This is a genomic window from Desulfocurvus thunnarius (assembly GCF_055390965.1).
Window position 1 is genome coordinate 552163 of sequence record NZ_AP042411.1, and the last position, 20473, is coordinate 572635.

General features: G+C 69.9%; 16 protein-coding genes. 15 read left to right on the top strand and 1 reads right to left on the bottom strand.

Going from position 1 to position 20473, the window contains the following annotated elements; translation table 11 throughout:
• Window positions 1–309 precede the first annotated feature (309 nt).
• The 11 genes from ACZ5KV_RS02450 (at window position 310) to ACZ5KV_RS02500 (ending at window position 13567) form a co-directional block, all read left to right on the top strand.
• Window positions 310–1044 (top strand): TetR/AcrR family transcriptional regulator, encoded by a 735-nt coding sequence (locus ACZ5KV_RS02450; protein ID WP_464240758.1) that lies wholly within the window; start codon window positions 310–312, stop codon window positions 1042–1044.
• A complete protein-coding gene (locus ACZ5KV_RS02455) occupies window positions 1041–2261 on the top strand; it encodes an efflux RND transporter periplasmic adaptor subunit (protein WP_464240759.1) in 1221 nt (406 codons plus the stop codon). The genes ACZ5KV_RS02450 and ACZ5KV_RS02455 overlap by 4 nt, the downstream gene beginning before the upstream one ends.
• Window positions 2261–5320, top strand: coding sequence for an efflux RND transporter permease subunit (locus tag ACZ5KV_RS02460; protein WP_464241795.1), 3060 nt, complete (start codon window positions 2261–2263; stop codon window positions 5318–5320). The genes ACZ5KV_RS02455 and ACZ5KV_RS02460 overlap by 1 nt, the downstream gene beginning before the upstream one ends.
• Window positions 5317–5928, top strand: a complete 612-nt coding sequence (locus tag ACZ5KV_RS02465; protein ID WP_464240760.1) for a cysteine hydrolase family protein — start codon at window positions 5317–5319, stop codon at window positions 5926–5928. Before ACZ5KV_RS02460 ends, ACZ5KV_RS02465 begins: the two co-directional genes overlap by 4 nt.
• A gap of 418 nt (window positions 5929–6346) precedes the next feature.
• Complete coding sequence (locus ACZ5KV_RS02470; protein WP_464240761.1) at window positions 6347–8272, top strand: TonB-dependent receptor; 1926 nt, start codon at window positions 6347–6349, stop codon at window positions 8270–8272.
• Between the two features lie 18 nt (window positions 8273–8290).
• Window positions 8291–9358 (top strand): methyltransferase family protein, encoded by a 1068-nt coding sequence (locus ACZ5KV_RS02475; RefSeq protein WP_464240762.1) that lies wholly within the window; start codon window positions 8291–8293, stop codon window positions 9356–9358.
• A gap of 16 nt (window positions 9359–9374) precedes the next feature.
• The gene (locus ACZ5KV_RS02480; protein ID WP_464240763.1) at window positions 9375–10205 is read left to right on the top strand and encodes a metal ABC transporter solute-binding protein, Zn/Mn family; all 831 of its coding nucleotides are present in this window, start codon (window positions 9375–9377) and stop codon (window positions 10203–10205) included.
• A 2-nt stretch (window positions 10206–10207) separates the two neighbouring features.
• A complete protein-coding gene (locus ACZ5KV_RS02485; RefSeq protein ID WP_464240764.1) occupies window positions 10208–11014 on the top strand; it encodes a metal ABC transporter ATP-binding protein in 807 nt (268 codons plus the stop codon).
• Between the two features lie 7 nt (window positions 11015–11021).
• Window positions 11022–11912 carry a metal ABC transporter permease gene (locus ACZ5KV_RS02490; RefSeq protein WP_464240765.1) on the top strand — a complete coding sequence of 297 codons (891 nt, stop codon included), beginning with the start codon at window positions 11022–11024 and terminating at the stop codon, window positions 11910–11912.
• Entirely contained in the window at window positions 11909–12523 is a 615-nt protein-coding gene (locus tag ACZ5KV_RS02495; protein ID WP_464240766.1) for a class I SAM-dependent methyltransferase, read from the top strand. The genes ACZ5KV_RS02490 and ACZ5KV_RS02495 overlap by 4 nt, the downstream gene beginning before the upstream one ends.
• Before the next feature lie 216 nt (window positions 12524–12739).
• On the top strand, window positions 12740–13567 hold the full coding sequence (locus ACZ5KV_RS02500) for a class I SAM-dependent methyltransferase (protein WP_464240767.1): 828 nt from the start codon (window positions 12740–12742) through the stop codon (window positions 13565–13567).
• A gap of 164 nt (window positions 13568–13731) precedes the next feature.
• Here the strand turns inward: ACZ5KV_RS02500 and ACZ5KV_RS02505 are convergent, their stop codons facing one another.
• The gene (locus ACZ5KV_RS02505; protein ID WP_464240768.1) at window positions 13732–14388 is read right to left on the bottom strand and encodes a hypothetical protein; all 657 of its coding nucleotides are present in this window, start codon (window positions 14386–14388) and stop codon (window positions 13732–13734) included.
• 355 nt (window positions 14389–14743) lie between these two features.
• Between ACZ5KV_RS02505 and ACZ5KV_RS02510 the strand changes: the two genes are divergently transcribed.
• The 4 genes from ACZ5KV_RS02510 to ACZ5KV_RS02525 all read left to right on the top strand — a co-directional run bounded on the left by ACZ5KV_RS02510 (window position 14744) and on the right by ACZ5KV_RS02525 (window position 20454).
• Window positions 14744–16120, top strand: a complete 1377-nt coding sequence (locus ACZ5KV_RS02510; protein ID WP_464240769.1) for an FAD-binding oxidoreductase — start codon at window positions 14744–14746, stop codon at window positions 16118–16120.
• Window positions 16121–16166: 46 nt separating this feature from the next.
• A complete protein-coding gene (locus tag ACZ5KV_RS02515; RefSeq protein WP_464240770.1) occupies window positions 16167–17279 on the top strand; it encodes a (Fe-S)-binding protein in 1113 nt (370 codons plus the stop codon).
• Between the two features lie 511 nt (window positions 17280–17790).
• Window positions 17791–18528 (top strand): IclR family transcriptional regulator, encoded by a 738-nt coding sequence (locus ACZ5KV_RS02520; protein ID WP_464240771.1) that lies wholly within the window; start codon window positions 17791–17793, stop codon window positions 18526–18528.
• A gap of 936 nt (window positions 18529–19464) precedes the next feature.
• Window positions 19465–20454 (top strand): tripartite tricarboxylate transporter substrate binding protein, encoded by a 990-nt coding sequence (locus ACZ5KV_RS02525; RefSeq protein ID WP_464240772.1) that lies wholly within the window; start codon window positions 19465–19467, stop codon window positions 20452–20454.
• The last annotated feature ends 19 nt before the right edge of the window (window positions 20455–20473 follow it).

Sequence of the window (20473 nt, forward strand, 5' to 3'; positions counted from 1 at the left end):
CCCGACCTCGCCGTTCCATGAGCCCGGGCCGGAGCCTTCCGGTCCGGGCCGTTTTCCTTTCCAGCCCCCCGCCACCCCCGCTTCCGTTCACACCCGGACCGGGCGGGTGGCGTGGACCAACGGCTTCCGCTTCGCCCTCCGCCACCGCAGCCGCCTTTCCCCGCCCCCTTGCGCCACCATTGCCCGGCCCTGCCCGGGCATCCCGTTGCGCACCGTTGCCCCGCCCCGGTCCGGGCACGCCTTGCATCGCCGCTGCCGGGCACAAAATAATTCACTTGAAAAAATTTGGTCGCTTGATATGACTTCGCCATGTCCGACGCCACCCCCGCCAGCACACCCGCGCCCGGCCCGGCCGCCGGGGCCCGCCGCCCCGCGCCCAAGGCCGAAGCCGCCACGTCCTACGCCAGCGGCCGCAAGACCCACGCGCGGCTGATCCGCGCCGCCGGGCAACTGGCCGCCGAGGTGGGCTTCGCCAGCCTGACCACCCGCGCCGTGGCCAAACGCGCCGGAGAAACCATCGGCAGCATCCATTACCATTTCCGCAGCAAGGCCGGGCTCATCGAGGCCGTGCTGCGCCATGTGCTGGCCTGGGCCCAGGAGGAATACCTGGACACCCTGGCCGGGTTCCACACCGCCGACCTGGGGGCGCCGCCGGTCCAGGCCAAGCTGGTGCGGGCCATGGTCCGCGGGCACATCCAGGCCCTGTTCGACCCCAAGCGCCCTTCCTGGCACAAGCGCATCCTCTACCAGGCCATGCAGCACGACTCCGCGCTGTTCGACGTGGCCTGGGAGGAATTCGCGCACCAGGAAACCAGCCTCTTCTTCCGCCTGCTGGACAGCGCCCTCCCCGGCCTGCCCCTGCGGCGCAAGGTCATGCTCTACACGGCCATGATCGGGCCGATCATCTTTCACCTGGACTACGCCATGCCCATCCATCAGGTCATCGGAGGCGACGGCTACGACCAGGACTATCTTCGCGAACTGGAGGATATGCTTGTGAACCAGACCCTGCACACCCTGAGCGCGGGAGCCGCCCCGGCATGAAACCCGCCATCCCGACCCCGACCCTGCGAACCATGGCCCTGACCATGGCCCTGACGCTGGCCCTGACGGCCGGGCTGCTGGCGGGCTGCTCCGGCCAGCCCGAGGAACAGGCCGCCGCCCAGCCCCGGGTGGTTTCCCTGGCCCGGGCCGAGCGCCTGGGCGACGGCCCCGGGCGCGGCTACCCCGGCGCCGTGCGCGCCGCGCGGCAGGCCGAGCTGTCCCTGCGCGTGGGCGGGCCCCTGGTGGAGGTCCGCGTCGCTCCCGGCGACGTGGTGCGCAAGGGCGAGACGCTGCTGCGCATCGACCCGCGCGATTTCGAGGACGCCATCCGCACCCTGGAAGCCCAACTTGCCGGGGCCCGCGCGGCCGAGCACAACGCCCAACTGCACCTGGACCGCACCGGGCCGCTGCTCGCGCGCGGCGCCGTGGCCCAGGCCGACTACGACGACGCCCTGAGCGCCCGCGACACGGCCCGGGCCCAGGCCCGGGCCCTGGAAGCCCAGATCGCCACCGCGCGCCACGCCCTGGACGATACGACTCTCAATGCGCCCTTCGACGGGCTGGTCACGGCCCGCCACGTGGAGAACCACGAACTGGTGGCCGCCGGGCAGCAGGCCCTGGCCCTGCGCGACATTTCCGAGCTGGAAATCGACGCCGACGTGCCCGAGACGGAAATGGCCCGCATGGCCCCGGGCCGGGCGCCCGGAGCGTCCGCAGCGCCTACGGCGCCTGCGGCGGAGGTCGAGTTCCTGGCCCAACCCGGGCGGCGCCACCCGGCGCGGCTCAAGGAGTGGAGCGCCGAGCCCGACCCGGCCACCCGGGCCTACCGCGTGACTTTCGCCCTGCCCGCCCCCGAGGGGCTGGCCATCCTGCCGGGCATGACCTGCCAGGTGCTGCTGCCCACCGGACGGGCGGCCCTGGGCGCCCTGACCGTTCCGGCCTCGGCCCTGGCCTCCGCCCGGGCAGGCGGCGGCGCGGCCGACGTGTGGGTCTTCGACCCCGCCGCGGAAACCGCCGCGCGCCGCGCCGTGCGCACCGGACGGATGCTCGAAGGCTCGCGGGTGGAGATTCTGGACGGCTTGGCCGAAGGCGAACAGGTGGTCACCGCCGGGCGCGACTTCATCGCCGAGGGCATGGCCCTGCGGCCCCTGGCCGACGCCGACGCCCCGGGCGCCCCCGGGGCCGAAGCCCCCCAGGGCGGCGAGGCCCGGCCGTGATGAACCCCGCCACCTTCGCCCTGCGCAACCGGGTGACCACCACCCTGCTGCTCGCGGTCCTGTCCGTGGCCGGAGTGCTGGCCTACGGCAAACTCGGCAAGCTCGAATATCCGTCCTTCACCATCAAGACGGCCCTGGTGACCACCCCGTACTCCGGGGTCGGGCCGCTGGAGGTCGAGCGCCAGGTCACCGACGCCATCGAAGAGGCCGTCCAGGCCATGGGGCAGATCAAGAACATCCGCTCCACGTCCGAGGCCGGGGTGTCCTACGTCTATGTAGACATCCTGGACGAAATCCCCTCGAAGGACCTGCCCCAGATATGGGACGAACTGCGCCGCAAGGTGGCCGACGCCCAGGCAGGCCTGCCCCCCGGGGCCGGGCCCTCGGTGGTCAACGACGATTTCGGCGACGTGTACGGCGTCTTTTTCGCTCTCACGGGCCCGGGCTACAGCCCGGCCCAGCTCAAGGCCTACGCCCAGAGCCTCAAGAAGGAACTGCTGCTGTGCCGCGACGTGGCGCGCATCGAGTTCTGGGGCCTGCAACAGGAGGTCGTGTACCTGGAGATGCGCCGCGCGCGCATGGCCAGGCTCGGCGTCAGCCCCGCGCAGATCGCCGCCGCCCTGGAGGGGCGCAACGCCGTGACCCCGGGCGGGCGCGTGGAGGTGGACGGCCGCTACATACGCATCGCCCCCGGCGGCGCCTTCACCTCCGAGGGCGACATCGGCGACCTGCTCATCGGCGGGGCATCGGGCATGGTCCGTCTGCGCGACGTGGCCGACGTGCGCCGGGGCTACCAGGACCCGCCCGCAAGCGCCATGCTCCACGACGGCCGACCCGCCATCGGCATCGGCATCGCCACCCGCGACGGCGGCAACGTGGTGGCCATGGGCGAGGCCATCCGTCAACGGCTGGCGGAACTGGATTCCCAACGCCCGGCGGGCATGGAGCTCGCCCCCATCTTCTACCAGAGCGAGGTGGTCACCGAGGCGGTGGACATGTTCCTGGTCAACCTCGCCGAGGCCGTGGTCATCGTCGTGGTCCTGCTCATGCTCTTCATGGGCTGGCAAAGCGGCCTGCTCATCGGCGCCGTGCTGGGGCTGACCATCCTGGGCACCCTGGCGGGCATGGCCCTGTGGGGCATCGACCTGCACAAGGTCTCCCTGGGCGCGCTGATCCTGGCCCTGGGCATGCTGGTGGACAACGCCATCGTGGTCGCCGACGGCATCCTGGTGCGCGTGCAGCGCGGCATGGACCGCGAGCAGGCCGCGCGCGAGGTCGTGGCCGCAACGCAACTGCCGCTCCTGGGCGCCACGGCGGTGGCCGTGCTGGCCTTCACGGCCATCGGCTTCTCGCCGGGCAACGTGGGCGAGTTCTGCCGCAGCCTGTTCCAGGTCATGGCCCTGTCCCTGGGCCTGAGCTGGGTGCTGGCCGTGACGGCCACGCCCCTTTTGTGCGTCTGGTTCCTCAAGGTTCCCGCGCCCGGCACGGGGGGCGACCCTTACGACCGGCCCTTCTTCCGGGCCTACCGGCGCTTCCTGGCCGGGGCCCTGCGCCACCGCGTGGGCGCAACGGCGTTCGTGCTGCTGCTTCTGGGCCTGGCCCTGGCCGGCGCCGCACGCCTGCCGCAGTCGTTCTTCCCCGACTCCACCCAGCGCCTGTTCATGGTCAACTACTGGAAGCCCGAGGGCGCGCACATCGAAGCCACCCTGGCCGACCTGCGAACCATCGAGCAGGCCGTGCGCGGCATGGAGGGCGTCACGGGCGTAACCGCCCTGGCCGGGCAAAGCGCCCTGCGTTTCATGCTCGTGTACGACGTGGCCAAGCCCGACACCAGCTTCGGCCAGCTTCTGGTGCGCGTGGACGACTACCACCGCATCGACGCGCTCATCCCGCGCATCGAGGAGTACATCGCCCGGCGCTTCCCCGACGCCGAGCCCTATTGCCTCAAGGTCACCACCGGCCCGGCGGTGGACATGAAGGTCGAGGCCCGCTTCCGGGGGCCGGATTTCGCCGTGCTGCGCGAGCTGGCCGCCCGGGCCGGGGCCGTCATGGCCGCCTCGCCCAACGTGCGCGACCTGCGCACCGACTGGCGCCAGCAGGTGCCCGTGCTGCGTCCCGACTACGCCGAGGCTCCGGCGCGCCGCGCCGGGCTGACCCGCGAGGACCTGGCCCAGGCCCTGCAATGGAACTTCAGCGGCCAGACCCTGGGCGTCTACCGTGAAGGCGACGAGCTGCTGCCCATCATCGCCCGCGCCCCCCGGGCCGAGCGCGTGGCCGTGGACAACCTGGACAGCGTCCAGGTCTTCAGTTCCACCAGCGGGCGCTTCGTGGGCATCGGGCAGGCCGCCCCGGGAACGGAGCTCGCGTGGGAACAGGCCCTGATCGAGCGCCGCGACCGCCAGCGCATCGTCACCGTGCGCTGCAACCCGGCCCGGGGGCTGGCCGAGCCCCTGCGCGCCGAGCTGCGCCCGGCCCTGGAGGCCATTCCCCTGCCGCCGGGCTATTCCATGGAATGGGGCGGCGAGCACGAGGACGCCGCCGAGGCCGAAGCGGGCATCTACGCCATCTTCCCCCTGTGCCTTTTGGGCATGTTCGTGACCACCGTGGCCCTGTTCAACTCCATGCGCCGGGCGACCATCATCTTCCTGGTGCTGCCCCTGGCCCTGGTGGGCGTGACGGCGGCCCTGCTGGCCACGGGGCTGTCCTTCGGGTTCATGTCCATCCTCGGCTTCCTGGGCCTGTCGGGCATGCTCATCAAGAACGCCATCGTGCTCATCGACGAGGTCGAGGCCAACCGCCGCGCCGGGGCGCCTTGCCTGCGGGCCGTGCTCGACGCCGGGGTCTCGCGCCTGCGCCCGGTGGTCATGGCCGCCGGAACGACCATCCTGGGCATGATCCCGCTGCTCACGGACCCGCTGTTCGCCTCCATGGCGGCGACCATCATGGGCGGCCTGTTCGCGGCCACGTTCCTGACCCTGGTCCTGGTGCCCGTGCTCTACACCCTGTTCTTCCGCACCTGCCCCTACGAGGGGCACGGCCCCGAGGAGGCCGCGCCATGACGACGACACAAAAGGAAACAGAGGCTGCGCCCGTGGCCCTTCTCGTCATCGACATGCAGGAGGACTTCGTGCTGCCCACGGGGCCGCTCTTCGTGGCCGGGGCCCCGGCCACGCTGCCCGCCCTGGCCCGGCTGCTGGCCCTGGGCCGCACCCGGGGCTGGGCGGTCTTCCACGTGGTGCGCGAGCACGCGCCGGACGGCAGCGACGCCGAGATCACCCGGCGCGGGCTGTTCACCGGCGGCGGGGGCTTCTGCCTGCCGGGCTCGGACGGGGCGCGCATCGTCGAGCCCCTGCGGCCCCTGCCCGGCGAGGAGCGCGTGGTCAAAAAGCGCTTCAGCGCCTTTTTCGGCACGGACCTGCACGCCCGCCTGACGGCCCTGGGCACGGGCACGGTGGTCATCGGCGGCACGCAGTACCCCAACTGCATCCGGGCCACGGCCACCGACGCCCTGGCCCGGGACTACCGCGTCATCGTGGTCACCGACTGCTGCTCCGCGGCCAGCCAGGCCGTGGCCGAGGCCAACGTGGCCGACCTGCGCGCCATGGGCCTGACCTGCGTGCCCCTGGCCGACCTGCCCGCCGCCCTGGAAGCCGACCCGCAAGACTGACCGCCCCGGGGGCGCGCCCGACACGCCGGGCACGCCGCCCCCCCTCGCCCGGACGCCGAAAAATGCGCAGGAGCCGCCTCCTGCGCATTTTTCGGCGTCGCTTCGTCCGCCACATGCACCGACGCGAGCGCCGCCAGCCGACGCGGCGCCCGGCAGCGGGCGGGCCGCCTCCGTGCCACCATCACAAAAGAAATGAATCTGAAAAAGTATGAAAAAAGGCATACGAACAAGCGGCAGCCCGGACAGCCGAGTAAAATAAAATCATTTATTTTACAGTGTTATTGTATGTCTCCCCCTGCCGACAATATGAAAAACAGCCTGACAGGAAAAACATCACAAGATATGTTCCCGTTTTAATTGCATGATATTTCAATTGGTGCTACTCAACGCGCACCAAACAGCGAGATGGAGGGGTGTCATGCAACGGATTTTCGTACTGTTCGCGGCGCTGGCCCTGGTGGTCGGCATGGCCGGGCCGGGCCATGCGCAGCAGGACCAGAAGGAAGAGCAACCCGCCGTGCGGATGCCGGAGATGGTGGTCATCGAACGGCCCATCATCGAAAGCAACGAGGTGGACCGCTTCGGGGCCCTGACCACCGTGGTCGGCCAGGAGCAGATCGAGCGCCTGGGCGCTTCGGACCTCAGCTCCGCCCTGCGCAAGACCCCGGGCGTGACCATCACCCGCTACAACCAGGTGGGCTCCTTCGGCGGCGCCGAGGGCGGCGCGGTGTTCATCCGCGGCATGGGCTCCACCCGCCCGGGCTCGGAAATCAAGATGTATATCGACGGCGTGCCCATGTACATGGGCCCCTGGAGCCACCCCCTGCTCGACCTGCTGCCTGTGGACATGGCCGCGGCCATCGAGGTCATCAAGGGCCCGCAGCCCCAGACCGTGGGCAACACCTTCAGCGCCATCAACCTCGTGCCCAAACAGCACACCGAGGAAGGCTTCAGCACCACCGTGGCCGCCGCGGGCGGCAGCTACGGCACCGTGGCCCAGAGCCTGAGCCACGCCGGGCGCACAGGCGACTTCGACTACCAGTTGGGCGAGAGCTTCCGCTACTCCAACGGCCACCGCGACAACTCCGACGGCCGCCTGACCTCGGGCTTCGCCAACATGGGCATGCGGCTCAACGACATCTGGTCCGCCCGCCTGCTCGGGCTGGCCATGGACAACTACGCCGACGACCCCGGCGCCGACACGCCCGGCGCCGTCTCCGAGGGCCGCTACGAAACCCGCGCGCGCATGGCCGCCCTGACCCTGCGCAACCAGTTGGACGGCGCCCACGGCGAGGTCCAGTTCTTCGCCAACGGCGGCGAAGGCGTCTGGAGCGACGACATCCCCGACGGCGTTGACAAAAATCGCAACGAATTCTGGTATTTCGGCATGCACGCCAAGGAAATCGTCGAGTTCGGCCAGGGCGGCGAACTGCTGCTCGGGCTGGACCAGGAATGGTGGGACAGCATCGTCAGCTACGACTACATCGGCGGCACCGAGGACACCCTGACCACCCCGCAGTTCTCCCTGACCATGCCCTATGTGGCCGTAAGCCGCACCCTGGGCGAGGACGAAACCTGGCACGCCACGCCCTCCATCGGCGCGCGCGGCTACTTCCACAACCAGTTCGAAAGCCGCATGGCGCCCTTCGCCGGGATCGTGGCCGGCTACGGCGACACCGACCTGCGCGTCAACGTCGCGCGCGGAGTGAACTATCCCGGCCTGGACGTGCTCATCGTCTTCCCCGCCAGCGACTGGGAGGTCCTGGACCCCGAGGATGTCATGCACTACGAGGTCGGCCTGAGCCACTCCTTCGGCGACCTGGCCGTGTTCGACCTCGCCGTCTACCAGGACAAGGGCAGCAACCGCTACTCCTTCAACCTGCCGCCCTTCCCCCCGGTGTGGACCAACACCGAGGACTTCGACATCCGGGGCATGGAGGCCTCGCTGACGGTGACCCCGCTGGCCAACCTGTCCCTGTTCGCCGGGGTCACGGCCCAGCGCGTCACCCCCGACGACATGCCCTACGCCCCCGAAACCTCCGTCAGCGGCGGCTTCAACTGGCGCTTCCTGGAAAAGTTCACCCTCAGCGCGGACTGCGAATACGTGGACGGCATGTACGCCCTGCGCCAGGCGCGCAAGGTCGGCCAGGCGAACACCGCGCGCGTGAGCAGCCACTTCCTGGTCAACTCCCGCCTGGGCTGGGAGTTCGAACTGCCGCGGTGGGACGCCCACGGCGAGCTCTACCTGCTGGTGCAGAACCTGACCGACGAGGAATACGCCTACCGGCCCGACTACCCCATGCCCGGCATCAACGGCATGATCGGCGCCAAGCTCACCTTCTGACCCCCCGGAGACGGAGCGATGCCCGCAAGCACCCTCCTGCCCCCGGCCGTGGACGGCGCGCGGTTGTACGACCAACTGCGCGCCGCCTCCGAGGGCATCAAACGCTTCCACGCCCTGCGCGCGGCCCTGGGCGCAGGGCTGTTCGAGCACCTGGAGCGGCCCGCCGCCGCCCCCGCCCTGGCCGCCGCCCGCGGCCTGGACCCCGTGCTCACCGAGGCCCTGTGCGCCCTGCTCGGCGAAATGGGCCTGCTGCGCCGCGAGGCCGAAGGCTGGCGGCGCACGGAACTGGCCGCCCTGTACCTCGACCCGCGCTCCAGCCTGTTCCAGGGCGAGGTGCTGCGCTGCATGGAGGAAGGCTTCGACCTGTGGCGCAGGCTGCCCGAGCTGCTGCGCCAGGGGCCGGTGGACATGGCCCGCGAGCAGGTCTTCAAGGGCAATTTCATCGACGCCCTGGGCCGCGAGGGGCTGCTGCGCGAAGTCCACGCCTGCGCCGAGGCCATCGCCGCCGCCCCGGGGTTCGACACGGCGCGTCTGGCCCTGGACCTGGGCGGCGGCCACGGGCTCTATGCCTGGGCCCTGTGCGAGCGCAACCCCGGGCTGCACGCCGTGGTCCTGGACACCCCGGGCACCCAGCCGGTGTTCGAGTCCTTCGCCGATGAATTCGGCTACCAGCGCATGCAGTTCCGGCCCGGCAACCTCTTTCGCGACGACTGGGGCCGGGGCTACGACCTGATCTTCTTCTCCTACAACCCCGGGGGCAAGCAGCGGTCCATCCTGGAGCGCATTCACCAGGCCCTGGCCCCGGGCGGTCTGTTCGTGACCAAGCACGCCTACTACAACGCGGCCGAGGGCTCCAAAAGCCCCCTGCTGGACCTGGAATGGCTGCTCACGCGCTTTCCGGGCATCGACAAGCAGCCCAACGTCTACCGCTTCGCCAACGAGATGCCCCGCGAGGAGTTTCTGCCCTTCTTCCTGGAGCGCTACGAACTGCTGGCCCATCTCGACGCCCGCCAGTTCGCCTCGCCCGACCTGGGCAAGTTCGGCGACCGGCTGGACAGCCAGATCATCATCGGCCGCAAACGCTAGCGGCCCGGAGGTTCCCGTGCCTTTACGCCTTGTCGCCGTCCTGACCCTGTGCCTGACCCTGTGGGCCGCCCCGGCCCTGGCCGAAAAACCGGTGCGCATCCTGGCGGGCACGACCCTCGTGGCCGACGCGCTGCGCGACCTGTGCCCCGAGGGGGTGGAAATCCGGGTGCTCATCCCCGGGGGGGCCTGCCCCGGGCATTTCGACCTCAAGCCCGGCGACCTGGCCCTGGTCCAGGACGCCCAGGCCGTGATCCTGCACCAGTGGCAGAAGGACATGGCCGCCATGCGCAACCTGCTGCGCGCCGCCCAGAGCGAAGCCCTGGACGCGGACTATCTGCCCGAGCCCGAAAACCCCATGCTGCCCCGGGGCCAGGAGGCCCTGACCCGCGCGGTGCAGGGCATTCTGGAACGGCGCTTCCCGGCCTGGGCCGGACACGTGCGCGCCCGGGCCGAGGCCCGCACGGCACGCATCCTGGCCGTGGAGCGGGAAATGGAGGCCGCCTTCGCCCCCCTGCGGGCGGCCCGGCCCGCGGTGCTCGCCTCGGCCCTCCAGGCGCCCCTGGCGCGCTGGGCCGGGCTGGAAGTGGCCATGACCTACGGCCGCCCCGAGGAGCTGACGCCCGGGCGCGTGGGCGCCCTGCTGGAGGCCGGGCGTGCCGCCAACGTCGTGCTGGTCATGGACAACATCCAAAGCGGCGCGGGCGCGGGCCGGAGCCTTGCCGAGGAACTGGGCGCGCGGCAGATCGACCTGACCAGCTTCCCCGGCGCGCCGGACGGCGCGGACACCTGGGAGCAGGCCCTGCGCGCCAACGTGCGCCTGCTGCTGCAAGCCCTGGCCGGGGCCTGACCATGGCCGCCACGGACGAACACCCCCACGCCCCGGGCGAAACCGCCCTCCGCCTGGAAAACGTCAGCGCCGCCTACGGGCGCCACGTGGCCATGCGCGAGGTGAACCTGACCATGGGCCGGGGCGAGTTCCTGGGCGTCATCGGCCCCAACGGCGCGGGCAAGACCACCCTGCTCACCGTGCTCAACGGGCTGGCCCGCGTGGTGGGCGGGCGGGTCGAGGTGCTCGGTCGGCCGCTCACGCCCGCCACGGTGGGCGCCCTGCGCAAGCGCATCGGCTACGTGGCCCAGTTGCAGGAGATCGACCCCCTGCTGCCCATCACCGTGGGCGAGACGGTGCTCTCGGGCTGCTTCGGGCGCGTGGGGCCGCTGCGCCGCGTACCCGCCGCCGCCCGCCGCCGGGCCGAAGAGCTGCTGGACCTGGTGGGCCTGACGGAACTGGCCCGCCGCCCTCTGGGGCACCTGTCCGGCGGCGAAAAGCAGCGCACGGCCATCGCCCGGGCCCTGCTCCAGGAGCCGGACATCCTGCTGCTGGACGAACCCACGGCGGCCCTGGACTGGCAGGCCCAGCGCGGCATCCTGGCCCTGATCCAGGAGCTGCACGCCCGCTTCGGGCTGACCACGCTCATCGTGACCCACGACCTGAACACCCTGCCCGCCGTGTGCACCCGCGTGGCCTACATGAAGGGCGGCACCATCACCTGGAGCGGCAGCCCGGCCCAGGCCGTGGACGGCGCGCGGCTCTCGGCCCTGTACAACATCCCCATCCACGTGGTGCGCCATGCCGGGCGCGACCATATCGTCAGTTGAGGGCGCCATGGACTGGTCGCTGCTGCAATACGGATTCATGCACAAGGCGCTGCTGGCCGGGCTGCTGGGAGGGGTGTCCTGCGCCCTGACCGGGGTGCTGGTGGTGACCATGCGCATCTCGGCCATCGGCATCTGCGTGGCCCACGCGGCCTTCGCCGGGGCGCTGCTGGGCATCCTGCTGGGCATGGGCCCGCTGGGGCCCGCGTTTCTGACGAGCTTCCTGGTGGCGGGCATCCTCGGCCCGCTGACGGACAAGGCCGACCTGGCCCCGGACACGGTGGTGGGCATCCTGTTTTCGACCATGCTCGGGCTGGCCTTCCTGTTCCTCGGGCTGATGACCGGCCCGCGCACCGAGGCCCTGGATCTGTTCTGGGGCAGCATCCTCACGGCCACGTGGTTCGACATCAAGGTGCTCGCGGCGGTGACGGCCGCGCTGCTGCTGGGGCTCGTGCTCTTCTTCAAGGAAATCCAAGCCGTGCTCTGCCACCGCGCCGTGGCCCTGGCCGTGGGCGTGCCCGCCACGCTGATCTACTACGCCATGCTCTTTTCCGTGGGCGCGGCGGTGGCGGCCTCGTTGCGCAGCGTCGGCGGGCTGCTCATCTACGGGCTGATCATCAACCCGGCGGCGGCGGCCTACCAGTTGTCCTACAGCCTGCGGCGCATCTTCGCCCTGGCCTGCCTGTTCGCCGTGGGGTCGAGCTGGGGCGGGCTGCTGCTGGCCACGGTCCTGGACGTTCCGGCCGGGGCGATGATCGTGCTGCTGTCCACGGCCATCTTCGTGGCCGCCACGATATTCTCGCCCAAGTCGCCGCGATCGGCCGCCTTCCTAAGCCGCCTGCAAACCGCCTTTTCCGGCCGCGTAGGCGTCCGCGACAAGGCCCGGGAGCATACGCCATGACCACAGCCAATCCCCGCGCGGCCTTCTTCGACGCCGAGGCCGCCGCGCCCTGGGCCGCCGCGCCCTACGGCGCGGAACATGCCCCCAAGCTGGAGCGCTTCTTCGCGCGCACCGGACCGCTCGCGGGGCGCACCCTGCTGGAGCCCGGCTGCGGCACCGGGCGGCTGACCGAAATCCTGGCCCGGGCCGTGGGCGAGGAAGGCGCGGTGCACGCCTGCGACATCAGCCCGCGCATGTGCGCCGCGGCCATGGAGCGCGTGGCCGACCTGCCCCAGGCGACCGTGAGCCTGGCGGCCATGGAGCGCCTGCCCCTGGCCCCGGGCTGCGTGGACCTCGTGGTCTGCCACCAGGTCTTCCCCCACTACGAGGACAAGGCCGCCGCCCTGGCCTGCATGGCCCGCGCGCTGCGCCCGGGGGGCGCGCTGCTGGTCATGCACTTCCGCGAGCGCGCGGCCATCAACGACGTGCACCGCAAGGCGGGCACGGTGGTCGAGCACGACATGCTGCCCGACCTGGAGACCATGGACGCCCTGCTGACGGGCACGGGGCTGCGCCGGATCTATTTCGCCGACGACGACACCCTCGGCTACCTGCTGCACGCCGTGAAATAACCCGCCGCCACCCGCGCCCCCTTTCTGCCGGGCCAGCGCGCCGCCGGGCAGAAAACCCTTGACTTAAGTGATATTGAGTTTCATTTTCACGGCACCCGTGGTGACACGTGCCCGCCGCGGCCCCCGCGCGCGGCCCGGCGGCCGCCGCCTCCATCCCAACCCGGCACGCCCCGTGCCGCCCCGCAACCGCCCGGGCAGGCACATACGAGGCCCATCATGCCCGACACCATCAAGGTGCATATCTCCGACACCGTGGCCGACACCCTGTTCATCCCGCTGTACATGCGCTGCCTGGAAACGCGCCGCACCGACCGCATCATCGAGGACCCCGACGCCTGCCGCATCGTCGACGCCGTGGACTACGATTTTTCCAAATACGACCAGGCCACCCGCAGCCAGGTGGGCACCTGCATCCGCGTACGCTTTTTCGACGACGTGACCCGCCGCTTCCTCGACGCGAACGCCGAGCCCGTGGTCATTCAGCTCGGCTGCGGGCTGGACAGCCGGGCCGCCCGCGTGGGCGGAACCAAGGGCGTCTTCTACAACGTGGACCTGCCCGAGGTCATGGAACTGCGCGACGAACTCCTGCCCCCGGACGAGCGCAACGTCTCCATCTCCCAGTCCATGTTCGACACCTCCTGGATGGCGCCCATCCGCGAGCGCCACCCCGAAGGGCGCTTCCTGGTCCTGGCCGAGGGCGTCTTCATGTACTTCACCGAGGAGCGGATGCGCCCGTTGATCCAGAACCTGGCCCGCGTCTTCGCCCCCGGGGAAATGGCTTTCGACGTGTGTTCCAGCTTCGGCTGCAAGCTCTCCTCGCGCCACGACACGGTGAAGAAGACCAACGCGCGCTTCCTCTGGGGCCTGGACGACAACGCCCTGCTCCAGCAGTGGGCGCCGAACCTGACCCTGCGCCAGGTCGAGTACTACATGAACAAGGAGAAACACCGCTGGGACTTCACGTCCCGGCTGATGTCCTTCGTACCGACCTTCGCCCGGGCCTTCCGCATGCTGCACTACCAGACGGCCCCCGCCCAGGCCTGACAGGCGGCAAGCGGCCTCCGGGCCGCCGGAGCGGCGTGGAACCGCACCCGCGCCGGCCCCGTCGGGGCATCCCGCCCCCTTCCCCGAAGATGCGGCGCCAGCACGGCGAAAAGCGCAGACGGAATGCTCCGTCTGCGCTTTCGCTTTGCCCGGGGGCGGCGCGCTCAGACCGTAATATCCACGGAAGACGCCGCCGGAGCGGAGGAGGATGAAGAGGAGGACGAGGACGCGACGGACGCCTTGGCCGCCGGGGCCTCGCTCGCGGCCGACCTGGCGGGCGCGACGGACGCCGCGGGCGTGGCGGCTTCGGCAGCGGGCGTGGCTTCGGCAGCGGGGACATCCCCGGTGACGGGCACCTGCGTCGTGGTGTCGGGGTCCGCGGCCAGGGCCTTTTCCGCCGCCGCCTCGATGCGCTCGCGGTTCTCCTTGAGCGTCTGCTCGCTGGCCTCCTGCACGCCCCGGCCCATCTCCCGCATCGCGCCCCGGGCGGCCCGTCGACCGCGAATGATCCGCTCGACATACGACCCGCCCTGACCCGCCTGCTCCAGTGCCGCGGCCAGGACGCCGTCCAGGCGGCTGCGCTGGGCCGAGGCGGCCCGCAGGCCTTCCATGCGCGCCGTGACGTACCTGCCGGAAGCGTCGGATGCATCGCCAGCCGTGGCCGCGCTCCCAGTCTGCGCCTCGGGAATGGCTGCACCCGTGGCCGCCTGCACGGCCACGGTGTCATCATGCTCCACCCGGGCCTGCCCGCCAAGACGCGGCGCGGCGGCCTCCGTATTCAACCCGATGGTTCCACTCCCCAGAATCGTTCCAATGTCCATGCTGCCCTCCCGATGCTTCTGCCCATCGACAAAAGCCGCTGCTGCATTCTTTTTCGGATGTTTTGCATAAAACTTTATATTCCCCTCCGCCGGGAAGAGGAATTCCGCACCGCGCCTTCCCCTGTGCGCCCGGCCCCGCTCCCTCTTCCTGAGACGGCAACCCCGCCCTTCCCCACGCGGCAGCTCCGGCGGCGAGTTGCCCTGTCTTCTCCACAAACAGGCTTGACCCAAAGAACGAAAAGGAATACCTCACAGGGAAACACTGTTTCATTAAACGAAACAAACAGACCGGGATCGCCTGAAGCTGGTCATGGCACCCGAGCCCGCAGCGGGAAACCAAGGAGGATGTGGCCGCATGTCCACACAGCTTTCAATGGAGCGGAAAAAAGCACTTCTGGATATTTTCGGCGAACAGGACTGCCTGTTCACCCCCGAGGAACTGCTGGTGTACACCACCGACGCCAGCCGCATCAGCGGCGAACCCCTGGCCACGGTGCGCGCCACGAGCGAAGAGCAGATCGTCGCGCTCATGCGCTGGGCCACGCGGGAAAAGATTCCCGTCTACCCCCGGGCCCGGGCCACCAACACCATGGGCGGCTGCGCCCCCACCACGCCGGGCATCGTCCTGTCCCTGCTCAAGATGAACGCCATCCTGGAAATCGACGAGCACGACTTCGTGGTCGTCACCCAGCCCGGGGTCATTACAAAAGATCTCCAGAAAGCCGTGGAGGCCAAGGGCCTCATGTATCCGCCCGACCCGGCCAGCTTCGACGTATGCACCATCGGCGGCAACATCGCCACCTGCGCCGGGGGCATGAGCGCCGTGAAGTACGGCGTCACGCGCGACTATCTGCTGGCCACCCGCGTGGTCCTGCCCAACGGCACAGTGGCCGTCTTCGGCGCGCGCACGCACAAGAACGTGGTCGGCCTGGACGTGAACCGCCTGCTGTGCGGCAGCGAGGGCACCCTGGGCGTCATCACCGAAATGACCCTGAAGCTCATCCCGCTGCCCGAGGCTTCGGCCTCCATCCTCGTGGGCTTCGACAGCCTGAAGGCGGCCATGGACTGTGTGCGCAACGTCTTCGCCACGGGCATCCTGCCCTGCGCCCTGGAGTTCATCGGCGAACAGTGCCTGAAACCCATCGCCCAGATGGGCCACGACATCTTCCCCGCCGGAGTGACCACCTGCCTGCTCATCAAGCTCGACGGCGCCAAGGACACCCTGGCCCCGCAGATCGACAAGCTGATGCGCGTGGTGGAGCCCATGCGCCCGGCTTTCCTGCGCAAAGGCCTGACCCGCGAGGACGAGGAGGAACTGTGGACCGTGCGTCGGCTGATCAACGCGGGCTCGGCCCTGGTGGCGCCCAACAAGATCGCCGACGACGTGACCGTGCCACGCTCCCGGCTGCACGAGGCCCTGAAGGGCATCGACGCCGTGGGCCAGCGTTCCGGGCTGACCGTGCTGACCTTCGGGCATGTGGGCGACGGCAACATCCACGTGAACATCATGTTCGACGCCGCAACCCAGCAGGACATCGCCACCAAGGCCAAGCTGGAAATCAACGAACTGATCATCTCCCTGCGGGGCGTCCTCTCCGGGGAGCACGGCATCGGCCTGTCCAAGGCCAAGACGTTCCGCCTGCAAATCGGCGAGGTGGAGCAGAACCTCATGCGCGGGATCAAGGCGGTCTTCGACCCCGACAACATCATGAATCCCGGCAAGTCCTACTAGCCGGGCGAGCGCACGGAGCCCCCGCATGACAACGGCAAAGAAATGTGTGGCCTGTAGCCGGTGCCTGTCCTTCTGCCCGGTGTTTCTCTCAAGCCAGCGCGAGGAATGGTCGCCCAAGGCCAAGAACCAGCTTTTCGAGCATCTGGCGGCGGGCGACGCCCGGCTCGACGAGGCGCTGTGCCGCAAGCTCGGCGAGATGTGCGTGTCCTGCGGACGCTGCGTGACGGCCTGCGCCCAGCACCTGTCCGTCCCCGAGCGGCTGGCCGAGCTGCGCGCCGCGCATCCGGGCTGGGAGCAGTATCTCTGGAAACTGTGGATCACCCAGGGCGACATGCTCTGGCCCGCCCTGGGCACCATCGGCAAGGCCCTGGGCGACGCGCCCGGCAAGGGCGTGCTCGCCGGGGCCAAGGCCATGGGCGCCACCCCGCGCATCGCGCCCTGGATCAGCGTGCGCGAATACGACCGCCATGCCGGGGGGCGCCGCATCCAGTTCTTTGCCGGATGCACCGCCCGGCGCGTGCGCCCCGGGTGGCTCGCCACGAGCCAGAGCATCCTGGAAGGCCTGGGCTACGAGGTCGTCCGCCCCCGTGAGGCCTGCTGCGGCGGCACGCTGCTCAGCGCGGGCCTGCGCAAAAGCGCCCGGGAGAGCATGGCCGCCAACGTGGCGGCCTGGCGCGAAGCAGGACGGCCCGAAGTGGCCACGGCCTGCGCCTCGTGCCTGCACGCCCTGAGCGCCTACCCGCAGCACGAAGGGCTGTTCCTGAACGCCGACGAAGCCCGGCAGTGGAGCGCGGGCCTGAGCAGCCTCGCCGCCCTGTGGGGTAAAACGACCTTCGATCTGCACGACCAGCCGCTCTCCCTGCGCTGGCACACGCCCTGCCACGGCCTGACCCACAAGGCCGACCAGAACTGGCTGCGCAGCGTGGTCGGCAAGGCGCTGGCCGCGCCGCAGGGCATCAACTGCTGCGGCCTGGGCGGAGTGGTCCAACTCTCCAACCGCCAGCTTTCCATGGACATTGCCGACGCCTGCTGGAAGGCGCTGGCCCCCGAGCCGGGCACCCAGGTGCTCACCGGCTGCTCGGGTTGCACCATCCAGCTTACGGCCACGCGCCCGCAGGGAGTGCACGTGGCCCATTGGCTCGACGTGGTGCGGCCATAGCCAGCCCGCAGGCCCACCCGCACCCGGTGGCCGCCCGTCCCGTCAACCCCCGGGGCGGGCGGCCCAAATCATAAGCACCCGTTTTCCCTTCCGCCGCCCCCGCCCTCGCGCCACGGGGGCACATGCATCCGGGGCGGCGCCCCCGCCCCTGGCCTCTCCCCGCACTCCCTGGTACACCCCGCCCGCCCCGGATGCCCTTCATCATTCTTGTTGCCGTCGCCATCCCGTCCGCCGCGCCGCCCGGGAAACGCTGCCCCGTTCCTGCGCATCGGCAGGTCCGCGCGCTGGCGCCTGATCTGGAATCCTTAATCCATGGAACAATGTTTCCCAACGTGAAACAAAACTAGACACCCCCTGCGCTTTGCCGTATGCAACAGGAGAAACGACGCCACCAGACGGAAAACCACATTCCGCAAAGACACTCCCACCCCATAGACCTTCCAAACCACAAACACCCAAGGACATGACAGCACCCGCCCAAACATCCAGCCCTTCCACCATGATCCAATCCGTGGACAAAGCCCTGCGCGTTTTCGAATTCGTCTGCCGCGCGACCAAGGACGCCCGCGTGGTGGACATCTCCAAAGCACTGGACATCAACAAGGCCACGGTCTTCCGCCTGCTGCGCACCTTCGTGGAAACCGGCTACATGGAGCAGGACCCCGACACCGACCGCTACCGCCCGACCATGAAGATCCTCTCCCTGGGCAACAGCGTGATGAACAAGATGGAAATCCGGGGTCTGGCCTCGGACATCATCAAGGAACTGAGCGAAAAGTCCGGTGAGTCGGTCCACTTGTCCATCAAGGACGGAGTCATGGCCGTGATCATCGACAAGGTCGAGGCCCGCACCGGCACCAAGGTCTCCTTCCACATCGGGCGGCGCAGCGACCTGTATTCCACGGGCACGGGCAAGGTCTTCCTGGCCCATCTGCCCCTGAACCGGCTGGAGGACTATCTGGCCGAAACGCCGCTGGACGCCCACACGCCCATGACCATCGTGGACCGGACCGTGCTCAAACGCCAACTGGACGAAATCCGCGAAAGCGGCTTCTCGGTGGACCGCCAGGAAAACAACACCGGAATCTCCTGCGTGGCCGCCCCGGTGCGCAACTATTCCGACGAGGTGGTCGCCTCGGTCAGCCTGACCGGGCCCAGCGTGCGCATCGAGCACAATATCCCCCGCCTGAGCGAGCTCATCCTGGATTACAGCTCCCGCATCTCCCGCAAGCTCGGCTACCACCGCTAGCCGCCTCCGGGGCATCGGGGCCGTCCGCTTGCGGCCCATCCCCGCTCCGAAGGCGAACTGCACCGCCAGCCGCCCGCTGACAGCGCGGCTTCGTCCGACGGCCATGCCGCAAAGCTTCGCGCCCGCTCCGGGCGACGCGGCGGGCCTGCTCTTTTTCCGCCGCCCTCCCCGGACCGGAGCGCCCCGTCCCCCGCATGCCGTCGCCCGGGCGTCCGGCTCGGCCGGGCGGAATGCGCGGCACCCGTCCCTGGCGTGCCCGCCGTGCCGCCGCCGGGACGCAGCGCCGGGTCCGGCATCCGACGCCCCCCTCCGGAGCACACCGCCCGCAACGGGAAAATGCTTTCCACCCGAGAAGACGCGAGCGCCGAAGATTTTCCCGTTGACCCCATTTGTTTCTTTATGCTAAACGTTATTTCGTTTTACGACGCTTTGTTTCCAATTGCGAGGCAAGAAGCCCACGGAACCGGCCCGGCCCGGAAGAGTCATCCCGCCAGCGAAGGCGCCCGGTGGAAGCAGGCAAAAGCGCCGATGCCAGGCCCGCCGGGCACGGCTCGCCGGAAAGCCTCCAGCCCCGAGGCTGGCGTCGCAATAATGCAATCACGTTTCTTTTGATAAAACAAAAGACCAGTCGGCGGTCGACAATACGCCGGGGCGGCGGAGCATCCACCGCGCCGCACGCAGCGGCGCGGCATGTGCCGGAAGCCCGGAGCGCGCGCAACACGCCGAAACATCCGAAACGGCAAACCGGACCGCACCCGGGGGGCCGGAAGGGGGCCTGCCCCGGGCGGCCGCGCAGGCCGCCGACCGGCCCCCGGGCGCGCGCGGCCCGGAAGCCGGGCAAAGTTGTTCAATGGCGCCCGCAATGCTAGGGTGCCTGTCTTACGCAGGCAGCCGACCGCAACGCGAAGCCGCACAAGGTCCGAACCGGAGGGAGCGATGCCGCGACGTACCACCTGGCCTTTGGCGATCCTGCCCCTGCTCCTTTTGCTCCTGCTGCCCGCGGGCGACGCCCTGGCCGGGTATCCGCGCAGGCCCGTCACCCTGGTCACGCCCTACGGGGCCAGCGGCTCGTCCGATCTCGCCGCCCGGTCCCTGGCCGTGTCGCTGCCCGAATACCTGGGCCAGCCCGTGATCGTGGTCAACCGCGCCGGGGCCAACGGCGTGGTCGGCACGACCTTCGTCAGCCGCAGCCGCGCCGACGGCTACACCCTGCTCATGGGCCGCGTGGGCGCCAACTGCCTGGTCCCGGCCCTGAACGAATCCATCGCCTACCACTGGGACAGCTTCTCCTTCATCGGGCTGGTCGAGATGAACCCCTTCGTCTACGTGGTCCGGGCCGATTCGCCCCACAAGACCCTGGCCGACCTCCTGGCCGCCATCGAGGCCGCCCCGGGGACCATATCCTACAGCGACTCCGGCCCGCAGACCCTGCTGGCCCTGGGCACGCTCATGCTTCTGGACCAGGCCGGGCTCGCGCCCGACGCCGCCGTCGGCATCCCCTACGAGGGCGGAGGCACGGCGGCCACGGCCCTGCTCGGCGGGCACGTCGATTTCCTGGGCGTGAACATCGGCCCCGTGCTGGAACAGATCAAGGCCGGGAAGCTGCGCGCCCTGGCCGTAACCACCCCCGAGCGCCTGGAGTCCATCCCCGACGTGCCCACCGTGCGTGAATGCGGCTATCCGGCCCTGGAGTCGGTCATCGGCTGGAGCGCCCTGCTCGGGCCCAAGGACCTGCCCCGGGAGATCATCGCCACCTGGGCCGCGACCATGGCGCGGATCGCCGCAGACCCGCAGTGGGCGGAACGCACGCGCATGGCGGGGTCCATCCCCTTCGTGAAGTCCCCTGAGGAAACCCGGGAGTTCATCCGCCAGCAGTACGAAATGTACCGCACCCTCGGCGAAAAGCGCGGCCTCATCATCCACTAGCCGCGCCGCCGCCCAAGCC